Genomic DNA, 17405 nt, shown 5'->3' on the forward strand with positions numbered 1-17405 from the left:
GACTTATTTAAATATAGACGTTATGTAACTACACTATACATTTGTAATAAAAACGTCTATGTCCTTATCCTGATGTGTCTATTTATTTTGAAATAGTATTTTATCATCTGCTAATATGGTAAAATAAATAAAGTTTATAATGACCATATATGAGAGTGAGATTTGATGAAAAACATTACCGATATTGCTAAAATTGCCGGCGTCTCAAAAAGTACAGTCTCAAGATATTTAAATAACGGCTCTGTTAGTAATAAAACAAAGCAAAAATTGGATAAAATAATTGAAGAAAATGACTATCAACCAAATCAATTTGCGAGAAGTTTAAGAGCTCAAAGTACAAATATGATTGGTGCCATTATACCAAGAATGAATTCACATGCAGTTGATGAAACGATTAAGGGAGTCAAAAAAGTTTGTGATAATCTGAATTATAGACTCCTATTAAACTATACAAATTTACATAGTGAATTAGAAATTGATGCACTTGAAACGTTTAATCGTAGTAAAGTTGATGGCGTGATCTTTATGGCGACAGAAATTACTGACAAACATTTAGAGGTTATAAATAAAATGAATGTACCAGTTGTCATCATTGGACAAGAACATCCGCAATTAAACTGTGTCATACACGATGACTATCAAGCAGGGTATATGGTTGGCAAGCTTATCGGTCAAAAAAGCTATAAAAAAGTTAAATATTTTGGAGTGACTGAAACGGATATTGCAGTTGGTGTTAAAAGGAAAAACGGTCTATGTGATGGACTGAAGGCATTCGAAATAGAACCAGTGATATCTGAAACATCTTTTCATTATAAAGAAGCTTTAAAAGATGTTAGTTCAGATTTAGAAAATGCAAGAGATTATGATGTCATTATCGGAGCGACAGATTCAATTGCTTTAGCAGTTCATAAGTTTACGTTTGACTATGAAGATAAACTGCAACAACCTTTAATTGTAGGATTCGGTGGCGATCCAGTAACAGAAATTGTGACACCAGCGATTAATACGGTAGAATATCATTTTGTAGAGGCCGGAGAAATCGCAATGTCTAAACTACAGCGCTCAATTAAAAATCAGCAAAAAGATGACATCAGCGTCGTAGATGTGACATGTGCATTTAAATTATAATAGGGTCATGATAAAATAAAAGAAATAAGTGGAACCGGTACCAAATAAATAATGATTTGTATTATTTTTAATGATTTTTGGAGGTAAGATAATGGCTGAATGGACAAGGGCACAACGTTATCAAAGATATGAAGATGTCGATAACGAAACTTTAGAAAATTTACAACAACAAGTTAATTTGTCGAAATACAGACAATTATTCCATATACAACCGAAGACTGGCTTATTAAATGATCCAAATGGATTAATTTATTATAACGGTTTATATTATATTTCCCATCAATGGTTTCCGTTAGGGCCAGTACATGGTTTGAAATATTGGTATACATATACAAGTAAAGATTTAGTTCATTTTTCACCACAAGGTATTTCATTGAGGCCTGATACTGTGAGTGATAGCCATGGTGTTTATAGTGGTAGTGCATTTGTTTATAAGGGAGAACTTTACTATATGTATACGGCGAATCACCGAGATGAAGAATGGAACCGTGTTTCAACACAACATATCGCTAAAGTTCATGACGATGGTAGCGTGGAGAAGTTTCCCGAAGCGGTAATCTCACATCCTCCAACAGGTTACACACAACACTTTAGGGATCCTAAAGTGTTTATAAAAGATGATACATATTATGCAATTATTGGTGCCCAAAACGAGTTAGGCCAAGGGAGAGCTCTACAATATCGCTCTCAAGATATTAAGCATTGGGAATTTTTAGGTGAAATTAATACAAATTTAGATGCTTTCGGTTATATGTGGGAGTGCCCAGATTATTTTAATATCGATGGATACGATATTTTATTATTCTGCCCTCAAGGTGTCGAATCAGATGGCGAGCATTTTAGAAATATTTATCAGTCTGGGTATATCATGGGCCAATTAGACATTAATCATTTAAAGATGAATCATGGAGATTTTCATGAGCTAGATTATGGTTTTGATTTTTACGCACCTCAAACGTTCGTTGACGAATTCGGGCGTCGTATTCTGATCGGTTGGATGGGGCTGCCTGATACGACTTATCCTTCAGATCAAGATGGATGGGCGCATTGTTTAACTTTACCGCGCGTTCTTTCAGTGGAAGGTGGAAACCTAAAACAACGTCCAATCAAAGATTTAGAAAAATTGCGTACAAATAAAGAAACTGCATTAGGTTATGCAAATAAATTTACGACGAAACTACATCCTTATGAAGGAAAACAGTTTGAGTTAATTATAGATGTTTTGGAAAATGAAGCTACAGAGATTTATTTTGAAGTTCGAACTTCAAAATCTCAAAGTACTTTAATAGGATACAATACGAAATCAAGAAAACTCACATTAGATAGGACAGATAGTGGTTATTTACCAGAAAATGTTGAAGGTACAACACGTACTACTACATTAGATACAGATTTATCAAAGTTACAACTATTTGTAGATACTTCTAGCATTGAAATCTTTTGCAACGATGGTGAACGCGTATTAACATCGAGACTATTTACAGATGAAGATGCAGTGGGGATAAAGACTTCGACGGAATCCGGTCAAGCCTTTCTTAAATTTACTAAATACGACTTAAAGGGTGAAGAAGATGAAAAGACTATTAGCAATAGGGGAAGCTCTAATTGACTTTATTCCAGATACAACTGATGCTAAATTAAAAGAAGTCAATGGTTTCACACGTCAAGTTGGTGGTGCGCCTTGTAATGTTGCTTGTACTGCAACGAAACTAGGCGGTCATGCCGAAATGATTACGCAACTCGGTGACGATGCATTCGGTGAGGCGATTATTGATACGATTGAAGCAATCGGTGTGCATACAAATTACTTAAGAATTACAGATGAAGCGAATACTGCTTTAGCATTTGTTAGCTTAACTAAAGAAGGCGAACGAGATTTTTCATTCTATCGTAAACCTTCGGCCGATATGTTATACCAACCCGAGTATGTAGACGACATTAAAGTAAACGAAGATGATGTATTACATTTCTGTTCAGTAGACTTAATCGAAAGTCCAATGAAACATGCACATACGGCTTTAATCAATAAAGTAAAAAATGCAGGCGGCACTGTTGTATTTGATCCAAATGTGAGATTGCCTTTATGGAGTAATGAAAACGACGCGAAAGAGACGATTCAATCATTTATTCCGAAAGCACATATTGTGAAAATTTCAGACGAAGAACTATCATTTGTTACTGGATATGAAGACGAACAACAAGCCATTCAATCTCTATTTACAGGTGATGTTGAAGCAGTTATTTATACTCAAGGAGCTCATGGTGCTACGATTTATTTTAAAGATGGCCATTCAATTCAACAACAAGGTTTTAAAGTAGAAGTAAAAGACACGACAGGTGCTGGAGATGCTTTTATAGGAGCAATCATTAGTCAACTGATTACTTCACAAGAAACTGATGTTATTAAATTATTGAAAGAACAAGGCGAAGCAATATTAGAATTTAGTAACTTTGTTGCCGCTTCTGTGACGACTAAATATGGAGCGATAGAAAGTATACCGACTTTAAAAGAAGTAGAGCAAGCATTATATCAATAAAAATAAGCCAAAGAGGAACGCATTTATCGTTTCATCTTTGGCTTTAAAATTATATTTTTTTAACATTTCTTACTGAAGCATAGCAATGTTCTTTATTTTTGAAATATACAATTCTGTTTTTTGAATCAATTGATTCGATATTATGTCTGTTGACTACAAAACTATTATGACATCTAAAGAAGCGATCATCTAACTGGTGTAATTCTTTAAGACTACCATAAAATTCAATTTGTCGATTATCTAGATGGGCGATAAGACGATGAGATTTGGATGAGGATTCAAAGAACATGACGTCATCGTACTGAACATACACTGAATTACTTCCTCTTTTAAGCTCAATTGTTTCCACGTTATCTTCTTTTGAAAGTAGATTCAAACGTTTTTCCGCTGTTTCAATACAGTCAATGATTCTTGACTGTAGTTCATCAGGATCGTCTTTAAAGATGAAGTCCATAGCGGCAACTTTATAAACGAAGGTGAGGTAAGTAAGCTCGCTGTGACTCGTTACAAATATAATATTACCGACAGGGTCAAACTTACGAATTTCGCTAGCAAGTTTGATGCCATTAATATCTGCATTCAGTTGAATATCTAAAAAGTAACATCCAATATCGCTTGTTTCTTTAGCTGTTTCGATGACTTCATATGGGTCGTCTGTTGCTAATTCAATAGACATCGGTTTTTCTTCAATCATAATGTAGTTGTTAATAATCGACATCATATTCTCACGTTGTTTTACGTCATCTTCACAAATGAAAATCTTCATAGTTACACGCCCTTATGATTAAGAATTTAGAATTTCTACTTTTTGTATAAAGTAATTTGCATCTATGGTTGTATCTAATAACACATTTGGTGTTTCATCAGTTATTTCCTTCAACGTTGATAAACCTAAACCGCGATTTTTGCCTTTTGTTGAAAAATTTTGTTGAAATAATGTATGTAGACGCGGCATATCCGATTCACATTTATTCATCACAATCAACGTGACTGAAGTTGCTTCGTTTTTAATAAACGCCAGTCGAATTAAAGGTTCCTCTTCAATTTTTTCGGAGGCTTCAATTGCATTATCAAGTATAATCCCTATAATACGACTAAGATCAATCTTTCGCATATTGATATGATCAATTTCATCAGGTACTTCAATATTTATAGTAATATCTTTTTCCTGTGCTTGTAAAATTTTCGTAGTGAGTAATCCTTTAATCTCACGCACTTTTAAATTTTCAATACCATTGATTTTAATTGCATTCATTTGCATGCTATCTTGCATAGGTAATATTTCTTCATTGAAATACGTTCGTAAACCCTTCATGTCGTCCTCTCTTATAAAATCCGACATTGTAGAAAGGATGTTTACGTAATCATGACGAAATTTACGCATTTCATTATTGATTTTTTCTATTTGAAGTGTGTATTTGTAATAATTATCAATTTCCTGCATATTACGTTTGTACTGAATTTGTCTGACAATGCTGAAAGAAATGGTTATAACTATGATAGCTAAAGCAATTATTACCATAGCTCCGATAAAGACTAAGAATTTTAAGTCACCAAAATTTAAAGATTTATTTGGTAAATAAAAACAAATAATTAATAGGACTATAAACAAAAAACTAGCAACTATCGAAAGGTAGATTTTACTTACAGATAAACCTGAAGTAATAAGAGTTCTTAAAAAATACCTTGCAATATATGCTGTTGAAATTGAAAATATTAAAAAAATTGCTACATAAATTATGCTAAATAATACATTTGACGGAACGAAGACAAAGAATAAGGCACCTAACCAAATTGTAACAAAATTGGTCATATATAAAATGAAAAAACTTATTAAAACGGATAATATGCCCATCATTTTATTTTTAAGGTACATAAAAATTGCAGCACCAACTAATAAAACAATCATTGCTTTTGCTTCAATAAAACAAAAAAGAATATTAGAAGGGATTATAATCCCTAAAATAGAAATATAATCCCTCAAAGTGTAATTTATTTTATTTAAGATTTTAATTAAAATAAAAGGACATATTGACTGAAATATTATTAAAAAAATTGAATCTAAGATTGCCATTTTCTACACACTCTCTATTGTTAAACAATTATTCGTATAGTTCAGTTAACTCTTTAGGTACTTCAGGTTCATCGAAAAATCCACCGCATGGTTTCCCAGTTGCACTCGTTCCTAGTAATGAAAATAATTTAGTAATAATGTTAAGTATAGATTCGAAAATTTGCATCTTTAAACATCCTCCTTAGGAAAAAATATAGGTAATTGTGTTGTAGATATTAACAATATACCTAATAAAATTAATTGCTGATAGACTAAAGGGACAAAAACGGAAATAAATAATAAGACTAATGCTACTGATATTGCTTTTACTTTTTTACCTTTTTTAAGTCGCTCTGGAATCGGTTGCTTTTTAGTTTCTGCTGGTGCATAAATAAAAAGAATTATGATTCCGAAACATGCCAAAATATACATTACATATGATGGTATATAAATATGAGCTATACCCCAAGGTAAAAAAACAAATAACAATAAATTTTGTACATGACACATAATAGACGATTTTGCATGTGCGCCATGGGCATACCTTCGCATGAGAAAGTATGATAAATGTGTAGTTAGAGTGTATAGAAAGGCATCAAATAGGATAGAAACACCATACGTGACAATCGTTTTGAAAAAATTACTAACCGCTACTTGTATCCCCAAACGTACTTTAAGAAATTCAATATGATCTAAGTTGTTTCGTTGTTGCAAATACCTAGAAAAACTATCAATTTTACGGTCAATAACTTTAGACATCACGTTTCTCTCCTTAGATGTATTATACAATTTTATTAAAAAATCATGCGAATTAATGCCTAACTGTACATTTCTAACGCCTAACTGTTTTTTACATTTACAAAACTCATTTTAACATATTTTTACTAACAGTTAAGAATAAAATGTAATGAGTTAGGAATTTTTTTACGATTTAAAATAATATTATGGTTTAATGTACTTGTATCACAAAGAAGTGATAAACAAATCCAATTGAAATGCATATTTCATGTTTGGATTTATTTTAATTATGCTTAGCAGAAGAGTGTAATTAAAACACTAATGTGATGACATTTCTTCGTGTAGTTGTCTCTTTTGCACATTAGTCCCTGTTTTTCAATTCTTTGAATACAAAAACATAGGAGGCTGATGTAGAGACAGAGACATTTCAGCGAAGGTTTTTGGTTTCGTAAAGTAGTACTGATAAGATCCCAACTCACATATGATTTGTAGATTTTCCCAGTCTCAAATCAAGAATCATCTCAATACTTTAATTTGTAGATCTTTCCCAGTCTCAAATTATTGTTATCTTTATTAGGTTTGTAGATTCTCCCAGTCTCAAATCTATACAATTTAATTTGACTATAACAGAGCCAAATTAAATTTAACATGTAAGCTATCTGAAAATTGTCGATTTATAATTAATCGTTAAATTCACTAATTTTTTCATAATTAATAACATCCCCAAAAATAGATAGAAAAATAATTGCAAAACATTCCCTTAATAATTAAAACCGTGAGTCCCTCCCAAGCTCACGGTTTATTTTTTATTTATAAAGACTCGGTTTTATACTTTCGAAGACAGGAATATTTTTCCGTTGTTGTTGTACTTCATTTATATCAAGCTCATATGTTAAATGATCTTCTTTGTCTTTTAAGCTAGCCACAATTTCTCCATTTGGGTTAATGACCATTGATTGACCTGCATAAAGTGTTTTGCCATCATCTCCACATCCATTACAAGCAACGATAAACATATCATTTTCAATTGCACGTGCTTTTAATAACGCAACCCAATGATCAGCTCTAACGTCTGGCCATTGTGCAACATAGAAAGCCACTTGTGCACCGGTGCGAGCTGGATATCTTAATAATTCGGGAAAACGTAAATCATAACAGATAATTTGTGTAGCACTGATTCCATTTGTTAAATTAAAGCTTTCTGGCACTACATCACCTGGTGCTAAGAATTTGGGTTCATCTAACATAGGAACAAGATGGACTTTGTCGTATTGATTAATAATTTCTCCATTATTATTAACGGTGAAAGCAGTATTATAAACGCTACCATCGTGTTTATTTGAAACTGACCCAGCAATAATATCGACATCGTAGTTAAATGCTAGTTTTCCTATAAATGCTTTGCTTCTTGTTAATTCTTTATCTGCTAAACCTTCTAAATGAGGTAATGCATAGCCGTTGTTCCACATTTCAGGCAAAACCACCACATCTGTGTCAGAAGTTACATATTGTTCAAAGCATTTTTTAATGACCGCTTCATTTTGTTCTACGTTTGCAGGCTCAACTTTAAATTGAAAAATTTCGATATTCATGTATATCGCCCCTTAAATTGTTATTATGGCAACTATACTAAATATTATCAGATTATTCAAAAATCTTTAACATAAAATAAAATCGTAAAAAACAGAGATATACTGTATATCTCTGTTTTATCTCAATTATTTTTTTACTACAAAACGTGAGTTAATATCTTGGAATTCTTTGTCTCCAGCGTTTTCTCTAATATTACCGAATGGCATTTGTGCCATTAATTTCCATGATTTAGGAATGTCAAAAGTCTCAGTAACCGCTTGATCAACAATAGGATTATAGTGTTGTAAAGAAGCTCCGATACCTTTTGTGCTTAACGCAGTCCATATGGCAAATTGGTGCATAGCGTTTGTTTGGCTAGACCAGAGAGCGAAGTTTTCTGCGTAATTAGGCATTTTATCTTGTAAACCTTTAATTACGTCTTCGTCTTCAAAATAAAGGATTGTTCCATGTGAATGTTTGAAATTATCAATTTTATCCGAAGTAGGTTGGAAATCTCTATCTGGACCCATAACTTCTTTTAAAGTTGCTTTTGTGATATCCCAAAATTTATTGTGATTATCGTTCAATAATAAAACGATTCGTGTAGATTGAGAATTAAATGATGAAGGCACATGTTTGATGGCATGTTCAATGATGTTTTCAACGTCCTCATCTGAAATTGAAATTTCTGTGTCTAAACTATATATCGTTCTTCTTGTTTCAATCGCATTTTGTAAAGATGTAAGGTCATCTGATTTTTTATTAAATAGTCCCATAAAGGACCCTCCTTCAATCTATTTTGTATATTTAATATATCAATTATACCTATATTTGTCTATTTATCTTTATTAAATTTCTAAAATAAACCTAATTCTTAAATATACGCTATAATTAATGAAATATTTCTACATATCTAATATAATAAGTGTGTTAGAAGTGTATTTTTCTTAAAATTGGGGGGTGAGCAAGTGAGTAATAATAAAAAACATAAATTTGCAATTTCAGGTTTTGTGTTTGTGTTAAGTGCATCGTTATTAACTAAAACTACACATGGTGAAGAAACACAGTATCCATATGATTCAACTTTAAATACACCAAATAAATTAAATGAAAATGTTTCAAATACCTTAAATAATGATTTTAACGATAATTCAACAGATAGTGATGACACTGATTTGAACGATGGCATTGATAATGGCTCAAGCGAAGAACCAACCGACTCAGCTGATTCTGATGACGGCCAAAATGATGGTTCAAGTGAAGAACCGACAGATCCAGATAACACAGACGGCGGTCAAGATGATGGATCAAGTGAAGAACCAACGAATCCGGATAATCCAGACGATAGCCAAGATGATGGGTCAAGTGAAGAGCCAACGGATCCAGATAACCCAGACGATGGTCAAGATGATGGGTCAAGTGAAGAGCCAACGGATCCAGATAATCCAGACGATGGCCAAGATGATGGGTCAAGTGAAGAGCCAACGGATCCAGATAATCCAGACGATGGCGAAAATGATGGCTCAAGTGAGGAACCAACAGACCCAAATAATCCAGACGATGGCCAAGATGATGGGTCAAGTGAAGAGCCAACGGATCCAGATAACCCAGACGATGGTGAAGATGACGGATCAAGTGAGGAACCAACAGACCCAAATAATCCCGACGATGGTCAAGATGATGGCTCAAGTGAGGAACCAACGAATCCAGATAACCCAGACGATGGCCAAAATGATGGATCAAGTGAGGAACCGACAGATCCAGATAACCCAGACGACGGTCAAGATGATGGATCAAGTGAGGAGCCGACCGATCCAGATGACGGTCAGAACGATGGTCAAGATGATGGATCAAGCGAAGAACCGTCAGATCCAGACGATGGTCAAGATGATGGCTCAGGCGAGGAGCCAACAAATCCAGATGACGGTCAAAACGATGGTTCTAGCGAGGAACCAACGGAGCCAGATGACGGTCAGAACGATGGCCAAGATGATGGCTCAAGCGAGGAACCAACGGAGCCAGATGACGGTCAGAACGATGGCCAAGGTGATGGCTCAAGTGAAGAGCCAACGGAGCCAGATGATGGCCAAGACGATGGCTCAAGCGAGGAGCCAACGAATCCCGATAATCCCGACGATGGTCAAGATGATGGGTCAAGTGAGGAACCAACGTACCCAGATACTCCAGACGATGGTCAAGATGATGGGTCAAATGAAGAACCAACAAACCCAGATGACGGCCAAAATAATGGTGAAGAGGGTAGCTCAAATGAAGAACCGTCATACCCAGACAAAACGGACAATGGTTCAAATTCCGGACCTATAGTGCCCGATACTCCAGATGATGGAAATAATAACGGCTCAAACGATGGTTCAACAAACCCAGATCGTCCTGATAATAATACAAATGGTGGGTCGAGTGAAAGTCCAACCGATTCGGATAACAACTCTAGCGAAACACCTACACATTCAGATGGTGGAACGCATAATGACTCAACTAATCATTCAACACCTCATGAGACGCATGGTGAAAATTCAAACGACGGTGGGGTAATTTTCCCAACGCCTACACATGACAATAATGATAGTAGTTCTGATAGCGTGCCAACGAAACCAAACCATTCAAATTCACATCATAATAGTCATCATAGGGCAGAATTCCCAAACAATAATCGAGATCATCAGTCAAATAATATAGGAGTTCCAGTTCAACCACATCGTAGCTTAGACTATAAATCTCCATTAGATATTAAATCTAATGACAATCATATTTCTTCTACATCACATAACCATCACAATGGAACAGTCGGTAGAAGCTCAACATTTAATCGAAACAAATATAATTCAAACACGTATGATGACAATCTATCTCGTTCATTCAACACTGATAGTGGTCAACATCAAACAACAGCTCAAAAAAATATTGAGGATTTTAATATATTTGGTTATAGACCTTTTTCAGATAGAGAAAAGGGTAACGATGATAACCAATTAATACACCGCTTCAAACAAATGGCGGACGGATCATTTAAGTACAATCCTTTTATTTTAAATCAAGTGAAACATTTAAATAAAATTGGTAAAGTTTCGAACAAAGATATTTCTTCATTGTTAAAGAGACAGCGTTTCCCAGATAATTCATTTTTAAATCGTTTGCAACAAGGGACAAATTATTTTAAATTCCAATATTTTAATCCACTTAAAGCTAAAGATTACTATGAAAATCTGGATAAACAAGTATTAGCGCTCGTTACTGGTGAAATTGGTTCAATGCCTGACTTAAAAGAAAACGCAAGTTCGAAAGTAAATGGAAAATATGAATATCATACGAGCAGTGATCAAGAGTATACGCAAACAACTGATCCGAGTAAAAAGGATTCCAATGGTATCAAATTTGAACGTACATTATTTGGATTAATTATTGCTATAGTCACAATCTTTCTAGGTGTGTTGATTGGTTTCTTTGTTAAACGTAAAAATGACGACAAAGCAAAAAGTACGTCATAAAAGATAAATTTGTATTAGCATAAAATATTAAATAGAAAAAGAGAAACTAAGCATAATCATTATGCTTAGTTTCTCTTTATTTAAATAACTTTTTCAAGTTATGTTTCACATTATAAGAAAATCAAATGGTAAATAAATGATGCTTTCTCTTGTATTTCTTTTAATTTGTCTGGACCTATAACAACTTGGAATATAACGACAATACTATTTTGCATTATATGAATTAAAATTGATACCCAAATACGTTTAGTATATGCATAAAAAATAGCTAAAATGAAGCCCATTCCAAAATATGTAAGGAAGTATGCTGGATCTCCGTGTGCCAAACTGAATATTGCTGAACTTACAATAGCAGCAATTAAGAATCTTATTACTTTATTACCTTTCATCATATTGAAAAGTTCACCAAATATCACTTTACGGAAGACATATTCTTCTAAAATAGGTCCCACTGTTGAAATTAAAATAATGAAGAATGGTATTTCTTGTGCAACTTTCATTAATCTATCCGTGTTAGGACTTTTTTCTGGGGCTCCAAATACATATATATTGATTAAGTTTGCAGCCATTTGGTATATCATTACGACGACTAAACCGACAATGGCCCATAACACAACATATCTTTTTTCCTCTTTAGGTTGTTGATCTAATCGTGTTGGATTTTTCACAAATTGATGTATAGTTACAATTAAAATTGCTGCGATGATAAAAAAGGCTACTTGTGTGTAAATACTAGTAAAAATTAAATCTTTACCTTTTAAATTTTTAAATAGACCTGCCATTTGCATAAAGCTAACACCTAATTGCGCAAGTCCATAAATTAATAATGTCAATACTGACACCCAAATACGCGACATGATGTACCTCCAAAATAAAGATTATAATTCATTCTATCGTAAAATGAACTAACGTACAAAGTTAATGACAAACGTTATAACTTGAAATGTTGACCAAATTTGATTATTATAGATACTACATTAGCACTCAACACATTCAACTGCTAATAAATTGAGATTCTGAGGAGGAACAATTCATGCTTAAACCATTAGGTAGTAGAGTAGTAATACAAAAGAACGAACAAGAGCAAACAACAAAAAGCGGTATTGTACTAACTGATAGCGCTAAGGAAAAGTCAAACGAAGGGACAATCATTGCAGTCGGATCTGGACGCTTACTAGACAATGGTACACGAGTTACTCCTGAAGTTAAAGAAGGCGACACAGTAGTGTTTCAGCAATATGCCGGTACAGAAGTTAAACGCGGCGATGAAACATACTTAGTCTTAAATGAAGAAGATATTTTAGCGATTATTGAATAATAAACTTTTAAATATAAAAATGTAATACACATAAATGGAGGTATGTAAGTTATGGCAAAGGACTTAAAGTTTTCAGAAGATGCTCGTCAATCTATGTTACGCGGGGTAGATAAACTCGCTAACGCCGTTAAAGTTACAATTGGCCCTAAAGGACGTAACGTAGTATTAGACAAAGAATATACATCACCACTTATTACAAATGATGGTGTGACAATTGCGAAAGAAATTGAATTAGAAGACCAATATGAAAATATGGGTGCGAAACTTGTACAAGAAGTTGCAAACAAAACAAATGAAATTGCTGGTGACGGTACAACAACTGCAACTGTATTAGCGCAAGCAATGATTCAAGAAGGTTTGAAAAACGTTACAAGTGGCGCAAACCCAGTAGGTTTACGTCAAGGTATTGATCAAGCCGTTGAAGTGGCTGTAGATGCATTACAAAATATTTCTCAAAAGGTCGAAAATAAAAATGAAATTGCTCAAGTAGGTTCAATTTCTGCGGCTGATGAAGAAATTGGTAAATATATATCTGAAGCAATGGAAAAGGTAGGTAACGACGGCGTTATCACGATTGAAGAATCTAACGGTTTCAACACTGAACTAGAAGTAGTAGAAGGTATGCAATTTGACCGTGGTTATCAATCTCCATATATGGTAACAGATTCAGACAAGATGACTGCTGAGTTAGAAAGACCTTATATCTTAATTACAGATAAGAAAATTTCTTCATTCCAAGACATCTTACCTCTATTAGAACAAGTAGTACAAGCCAATAGACCTATTTTAATCGTTGCAGACGACGTTGAAGGTGACGCTTTAACAAATATTGTACTTAACCGTATGCGTGGTACGTTCACAGCTGTGGCAGTTAAAGCACCAGGTTTCGGTGATCGTCGTAAAGCAATGTTAGAAGATTTAGCTATCCTAACAGGTGCTCAAGTGATTACAGATGATTTAGGTTTAGAACTTAAAGACGCTACAATGGATATGTTAGGTACTGCAAATAAAGCAGAAGTAACAAAGGATAATACAACTATTGTTGATGGTGACGGTGACCAAGACAATATTGACGCTCGTGTAAGCCAAATTAAAGCTCAAATCGAAGAGACAGATTCTGACTTTGATAGAGAAAAATTACAAGAACGTTTAGCTAAATTAGCAGGAGGCGTTGCTGTAATTAAAGTTGGTGCAGCAAGTGAAACAGAATTAAAAGAGCGTAAATTACGTATTGAAGATGCATTAAACTCGACACGTGCTGCGGTTGAAGAAGGTATCGTAGCTGGTGGTGGAACTGCATTCATGAATATCTACGATAAAGTTGAAGCAATCGAAGCGGAAGGCGATGTAGCGACAGGTATTAACATTGTATTGAAAGCATTAGAATCACCTGTGCGCCAAATTGCCGAAAATGCTGGTCTTGAAGGTTCAGTTATAGTTGAACGACTTAAGAATGCAGAGCAAAGCGTTGGATTCAATGCGGCAACAAATCAATGGGTAAATATGTTAGATGAAGGTATTGTTGACCCAACTAAAGTTACACGTTCTTCACTACAACATGCAGCAAGCGTGGCAGCGATGTTCTTAACTACTGAAGCAGTTGTAGCCAATATTCCTGAGGAAAATAATGGCGGAGACGCTCCAGCACCAAATATGGGCGGTATGCCTGGAATGATGTAATAAGCAACTGAATAATGGTCATATCATAATTTGACTTTGCCATTAATAACGGTTGTCAATATAAAATCACCATGAGTATTGAAACTCGTGGTGATTTTTTTATGTATAAGAATATAAGTAAAGGGTATTATAATTAAGAATAGTTTCTGAGTTTCGTAAAAGGGGGAGAAACAAATTGACTAAAAAAACAGTTTTCAACGTGATTGATACAGGCGTAAATTATTTATTGAGCAACTACGAAAGTTGGGGTAATGAAGTAGTTTTAGACAAGGAAAGTGAATTCTTTCCTAATACATTACATTGGCAATATGGACATGTCTTAACGATTTTTGAAAGTGGTTTATCTATTTGCGAACAAAATGAAGTAGACATTCAAAAATACACACAATTTTTCGGATATGGTACGTCTCCAAAAGATTGGGGAGATGTTGAACCACCAAGTATTGAAGAAATATTCAACCATATTAAAACACTACCAGAACGTGCAGAGAACCTTACTGATGAACAATTAGAAATAGAATTAGATCAACCGATTGCAGGCTGTAAAACATTAGATGAATTGCTTGTGTTAAATGCAATTCATATCCCATTACATGCAGGTAAAATCGAAGAAATGTCTCGTGTATTAAAACAAAATCAATAATAAGTTAAAAAAATATAAAGCCTGAGGCGCAAACACGTCTCAGGCTTTTTTGATTATTAATCGAACTTATTTTATTCACTTTTAGCTTGAAGATCTTCAATTGCTTTAGCAATCATATCAAATACGTATGGGATATCATCTTTTTCAATACAACTGAATGCAATTCGAATATCAGTAGCGTTTAAAGCGATAATACCGATTGAATAGTGTTCGATAAGATGTTCACGTAATTCTTCCGGTTTAACATCTTGAACTTTCACTGCCATAAAGTAGCCTGAATTGAAATCATATGGTTGCCAGAATTTTTTGTATTTTTCATCATAAACGACTGATTTTGTAACTTCATATCGTGCTTGAAGTGTATCTATATTATGTTGAATTTCCTTTTCAAATGTTTCAGGATGTTCTAAAACGTATTTAACAGCACTTTGTGAAGGCATTGGACCGCTAGAAATATTACTGCGTATTAACCCTTTAACTTTCGCTTCTAAAACTTGTTTTGTAGTTTCATCATTTACACCAAATGTGATAAATCCAACACGTAAGCCCCAAGCGAAGAATTCTTTTGTAGCACCATCTAAACGGATAGGTAACAAGTTTTCTTGTTGTAGATTAGTGAGTGCTGTAAATAATGACTGCGTATATACGTCTTCATAGAATAAGCCGTAATAAGCGTCATCCACAATAGCAATGACATTCGTACCTCGCTCAGCTAATGATTGAATTGCCTCAACCATAACTTTTACTTCTTCTTTATTTGGAGTATAGCCAGTAGGGTTGTTAGGGTAATTTAAAATTAAAATCACTTTATCTTTCTCATAGTTTTCTAAATGTTTAACAAGACCATCAGTTGTGAAATTACCTGATTCATCAAAAATATTATAAGTTTCTATATCTACACTATGTCTCGTACTATAAACAAGCTTGTAGTTACCCCAATTGTGCGTTGGTAATAGCAATGTATCACCACTATCTGCGAACATATCACCTACGATTGATAAACCATGTGTTAACGCATTTGTTGCAATTGGTCGTGAGAAATCTTCTTTTTTTAGATCTGGGTTTTCTTTTAACATTTTTTGTTGCCATAAATCACGTAATGACTCTAAACCTTGAGGTGGGGCATAAGGAAATATTTCATCAGGCTCTAAATGATGGAATACATCATTTAACGTATCTGCATACATTTTACGATCACTATATGTTGCCATACCTATCGTTGCGTTATATTTTGTAGATTTAGCTTCTGCAGATTGTGACAAAATCCCTTTAGGATAGTAAATTAATTTACCAAGATCTGAGAGCATATCTGCAACATTTGGGTTTGATTTAGATAATTTTTCGTTTAAATCTAAAGCTAATGGATTCATAGTAGGACAACCTCTCTTTTTTGATTGATATTATTATATTATCTTGAAATGCTTTAAAATAAAAGTATTGAACCAACAATACCTACAAATTATGAAAAAAATACCCTTATACCGAACATACGTTCTATTTTTATGTTAGAATATAAGAAGGCCATTGTTATTCCTCATGGCACTCTTTGTTATGGGAGGTGTAGTATGATTATGTGGTGGCAAGATATGGTTATGACGTTAATAACAGGTGGCATACTTGTTGTTTTCCGTGTCTGGTTAGACATTAAATGGAAAGACAAATAGGTGGCCTTGCACAAAAAACCCCAAGTCTGTGGCAGCAGACTTGGGGTTTGTGTAGTATGACTTGTGGATACATTTACATTTTACCATTAAAGTATTATGTCTGCAATCAATTCATGTATTTATACAAAATGTACAATATATATCTAGAATTATAAGTGATTTAAACTGGGTGAAATGAGAAAAATCGTGTTTATGTATTCCATAAGTCTTTTTACGATATTAATCTTATTTTTAATAAGTAAATATGTGACGTTCACTATTTAGATATTCAGTATAAAATTTGATATACTGTGAGTGTTTGAGGTGAAAATATGAAACATTTAACAAAAATATTTGTAATAATTGCTATTATCGCTTTTATTGTGGGTTATTATTTACAAGCGACTGGTAATGAAAGTGCTGGCATTAAATTATTATTAGCAGCGATAATGTTTATGATTTGTGCATTTATTAACAGATACAATGATCGACGAAAAAAGCAAAACCAAGACAAGCATAAAAAGTAAAGTGTATATAACTACGAGTGAGACTGATGTAATGGGTTTCGCTCGTAGTTTTTTATGCAT

17 protein-coding genes are annotated in these 17405 nt (G+C 33.8%); 9 read left to right on the forward strand and 8 right to left on the reverse strand.

From position 1 onward, the window contains the following. The first annotated feature begins 165 nt into the window (after positions 1 to 165). The 3 genes from NGI30_RS02860 (at position 166) to NGI30_RS02870 (ending at position 3665) form a co-directional block, all read left to right on the forward strand. Positions 166 to 1128: a LacI family DNA-binding transcriptional regulator gene (locus NGI30_RS02860; RefSeq protein ID WP_251518346.1), complete on the forward strand. Its 963-nt coding sequence runs from the start codon at positions 166 to 168 to the stop codon at positions 1126 to 1128. A gap of 91 nt (positions 1129 to 1219) precedes the next feature. Then, a complete protein-coding gene (locus NGI30_RS02865) occupies positions 1220 to 2737 on the forward strand; it encodes a sucrose-6-phosphate hydrolase (RefSeq protein ID WP_251518348.1) in 1518 nt (505 codons plus the stop codon). Beyond that, positions 2700 to 3665 (forward strand): carbohydrate kinase family protein, encoded by a 966-nt coding sequence (locus NGI30_RS02870; RefSeq protein WP_251518350.1) that lies wholly within the window; start codon positions 2700 to 2702, stop codon positions 3663 to 3665. The genes NGI30_RS02865 and NGI30_RS02870 overlap by 38 nt, the downstream gene beginning before the upstream one ends. A 49-nt stretch (positions 3666 to 3714) precedes the next feature. Here NGI30_RS02870 and agrA read toward each other — a convergent pair whose 3' ends face one another. From agrA to NGI30_RS02900, 6 genes are all read right to left on the reverse strand, one after another. Next, positions 3715 to 4431 (reverse strand): quorum-sensing response regulator AgrA, encoded by a 717-nt coding sequence (gene agrA, locus NGI30_RS02875; protein WP_251518352.1) that lies wholly within the window; start codon positions 4429 to 4431, stop codon positions 3715 to 3717. A gap of 18 nt (positions 4432 to 4449) precedes the next feature. Beyond that, complete coding sequence (agrC, locus tag NGI30_RS02880) at positions 4450 to 5739, reverse strand: quorum-sensing sensor histidine kinase AgrC (protein ID WP_251942665.1); 1290 nt, start codon at positions 5737 to 5739, stop codon at positions 4450 to 4452. Between the two features lie 28 nt (positions 5740 to 5767). Then, positions 5768 to 5905 carry a cyclic lactone autoinducer peptide AgrD gene (gene agrD / locus NGI30_RS02885; RefSeq protein WP_251518356.1) on the reverse strand — a complete coding sequence of 46 codons (138 nt, stop codon included), beginning with the start codon at positions 5903 to 5905 and terminating at the stop codon, positions 5768 to 5770. Between the two features lie 2 nt (positions 5906 to 5907). Beyond that, on the reverse strand, positions 5908 to 6477 hold the full coding sequence (locus NGI30_RS02890; RefSeq protein ID WP_251942668.1) for an accessory gene regulator AgrB: 570 nt from the start codon (positions 6475 to 6477) through the stop codon (positions 5908 to 5910). A 785-nt stretch (positions 6478 to 7262) separates the two neighbouring features. Then, complete coding sequence (locus tag NGI30_RS02895) at positions 7263 to 8048, reverse strand: carbon-nitrogen family hydrolase (RefSeq protein WP_251518359.1); 786 nt, start codon at positions 8046 to 8048, stop codon at positions 7263 to 7265. Positions 8049 to 8174: 126 nt separating this feature from the next. Next, positions 8175 to 8804 (reverse strand): nitroreductase family protein, encoded by a 630-nt coding sequence (locus NGI30_RS02900; RefSeq protein ID WP_251942670.1) that lies wholly within the window; start codon positions 8802 to 8804, stop codon positions 8175 to 8177. A 192-nt stretch (positions 8805 to 8996) separates the two neighbouring features. Here NGI30_RS02900 and NGI30_RS02905 point away from each other — a divergent pair, with 192 nt between their 5' ends. Then, complete coding sequence (locus NGI30_RS02905) at positions 8997 to 11534, forward strand: SdrH family protein (protein ID WP_251942671.1); 2538 nt, start codon at positions 8997 to 8999, stop codon at positions 11532 to 11534. A gap of 110 nt (positions 11535 to 11644) precedes the next feature. Here the strand turns inward: NGI30_RS02905 and mroQ are convergent, their stop codons facing one another. Next, on the reverse strand, positions 11645 to 12391 hold the full coding sequence (mroQ, locus tag NGI30_RS02910; RefSeq protein ID WP_251518365.1) for an intramembrane glutamic endopeptidase MroQ: 747 nt from the start codon (positions 12389 to 12391) through the stop codon (positions 11645 to 11647). Positions 12392 to 12567: 176 nt separating this feature from the next. Between mroQ and groES the strand changes: the two genes are divergently transcribed. The 3 genes from groES (at position 12568) to NGI30_RS02925 (ending at position 15175) form a co-directional block, all read left to right on the forward strand. Beyond that, the gene (groES, locus tag NGI30_RS02915; RefSeq protein WP_251942673.1) at positions 12568 to 12852 is read left to right on the forward strand and encodes a co-chaperone GroES; all 285 of its coding nucleotides are present in this window, start codon (positions 12568 to 12570) and stop codon (positions 12850 to 12852) included. 51 nt (positions 12853 to 12903) lie between these two features. Beyond that, complete coding sequence (groL, locus tag NGI30_RS02920; RefSeq protein ID WP_251518369.1) at positions 12904 to 14532, forward strand: chaperonin GroEL; 1629 nt, start codon at positions 12904 to 12906, stop codon at positions 14530 to 14532. A 175-nt stretch (positions 14533 to 14707) separates the two neighbouring features. Beyond that, on the forward strand, positions 14708 to 15175 hold the full coding sequence (locus tag NGI30_RS02925; RefSeq protein ID WP_251518371.1) for a DinB family protein: 468 nt from the start codon (positions 14708 to 14710) through the stop codon (positions 15173 to 15175). 71 nt (positions 15176 to 15246) lie between these two features. Here NGI30_RS02925 and NGI30_RS02930 read toward each other — a convergent pair whose 3' ends face one another. After that, positions 15247 to 16545, reverse strand: a complete 1299-nt coding sequence (locus NGI30_RS02930; protein ID WP_251518373.1) for an aminotransferase class I/II-fold pyridoxal phosphate-dependent enzyme — start codon at positions 16543 to 16545, stop codon at positions 15247 to 15249. A 198-nt stretch (positions 16546 to 16743) separates the two neighbouring features. Between NGI30_RS02930 and NGI30_RS02935 the strand changes: the two genes are divergently transcribed. Together NGI30_RS02935 and NGI30_RS02940 are read left to right on the forward strand one after the other, a co-directional pair. After that, a complete protein-coding gene (locus NGI30_RS02935; protein ID WP_251519066.1) occupies positions 16744 to 16839 on the forward strand; it encodes a Trp-rich small protein in 96 nt (31 codons plus the stop codon). 311 nt (positions 16840 to 17150) lie between these two features. Next, positions 17151 to 17345 carry an SE1626 family protein gene (locus tag NGI30_RS02940; protein ID WP_251518375.1) on the forward strand — a complete coding sequence of 65 codons (195 nt, stop codon included), beginning with the start codon at positions 17151 to 17153 and terminating at the stop codon, positions 17343 to 17345. Positions 17346 to 17405: the final 60 nt, after the last annotated feature.

Origin of the sequence: Staphylococcus sp. Marseille-Q5304 (genome assembly GCF_943737015.1) — a bacterium.
GTDB lineage: Bacteria > Bacillota > Bacilli > Staphylococcales > Staphylococcaceae > Staphylococcus > Staphylococcus hsinchuensis.

Bases quoted from the DNA above. Each gene is read 5' to 3' on its own strand.
- NGI30_RS02895 (WP_251518359.1), bottom strand. From the start codon at position 8,048: ATGAATATCGAAATTTTTCAATTTAAAGTTGAGCCTGCAAACGTAGAA.
- NGI30_RS02930 (WP_251518373.1), bottom strand. From the start codon at position 16,545: ATGAATCCATTAGCTTTAGATTTAAACGAAAAATTATCTAAATCAAAC.
- mroQ (WP_251518365.1), bottom strand. From the start codon at position 12,391: ATGTCGCGTATTTGGGTGTCAGTATTGACATTATTAATTTATGGACTT.
- NGI30_RS02865 (WP_251518348.1), top strand. From the start codon at position 1,220: ATGGCTGAATGGACAAGGGCACAACGTTATCAAAGATATGAAGATGTC.
- agrA (WP_251518352.1), bottom strand. From the start codon at position 4,431: ATGAAGATTTTCATTTGTGAAGATGACGTAAAACAACGTGAGAATATG.
- NGI30_RS02900 (WP_251942670.1), bottom strand. From the start codon at position 8,804: ATGGGACTATTTAATAAAAAATCAGATGACCTTACATCTTTACAAAAT.
- agrD (WP_251518356.1), bottom strand. From the start codon at position 5,905: ATGCAAATTTTCGAATCTATACTTAACATTATTACTAAATTATTTTCA.
- NGI30_RS02860 (WP_251518346.1), top strand. From the start codon at position 166: ATGAAAAACATTACCGATATTGCTAAAATTGCCGGCGTCTCAAAAAGT.
- groES (WP_251942673.1), top strand. From the start codon at position 12,568: ATGCTTAAACCATTAGGTAGTAGAGTAGTAATACAAAAGAACGAACAA.
- groL (WP_251518369.1), top strand. From the start codon at position 12,904: ATGGCAAAGGACTTAAAGTTTTCAGAAGATGCTCGTCAATCTATGTTA.
- NGI30_RS02870 (WP_251518350.1), top strand. From the start codon at position 2,700: ATGAAAAGACTATTAGCAATAGGGGAAGCTCTAATTGACTTTATTCCA.
- NGI30_RS02940 (WP_251518375.1), top strand. From the start codon at position 17,151: ATGAAACATTTAACAAAAATATTTGTAATAATTGCTATTATCGCTTTT.
- agrC (WP_251942665.1), bottom strand. From the start codon at position 5,739: ATGGCAATCTTAGATTCAATTTTTTTAATAATATTTCAGTCAATATGT.
- NGI30_RS02890 (WP_251942668.1), bottom strand. From the start codon at position 6,477: ATGTCTAAAGTTATTGACCGTAAAATTGATAGTTTTTCTAGGTATTTG.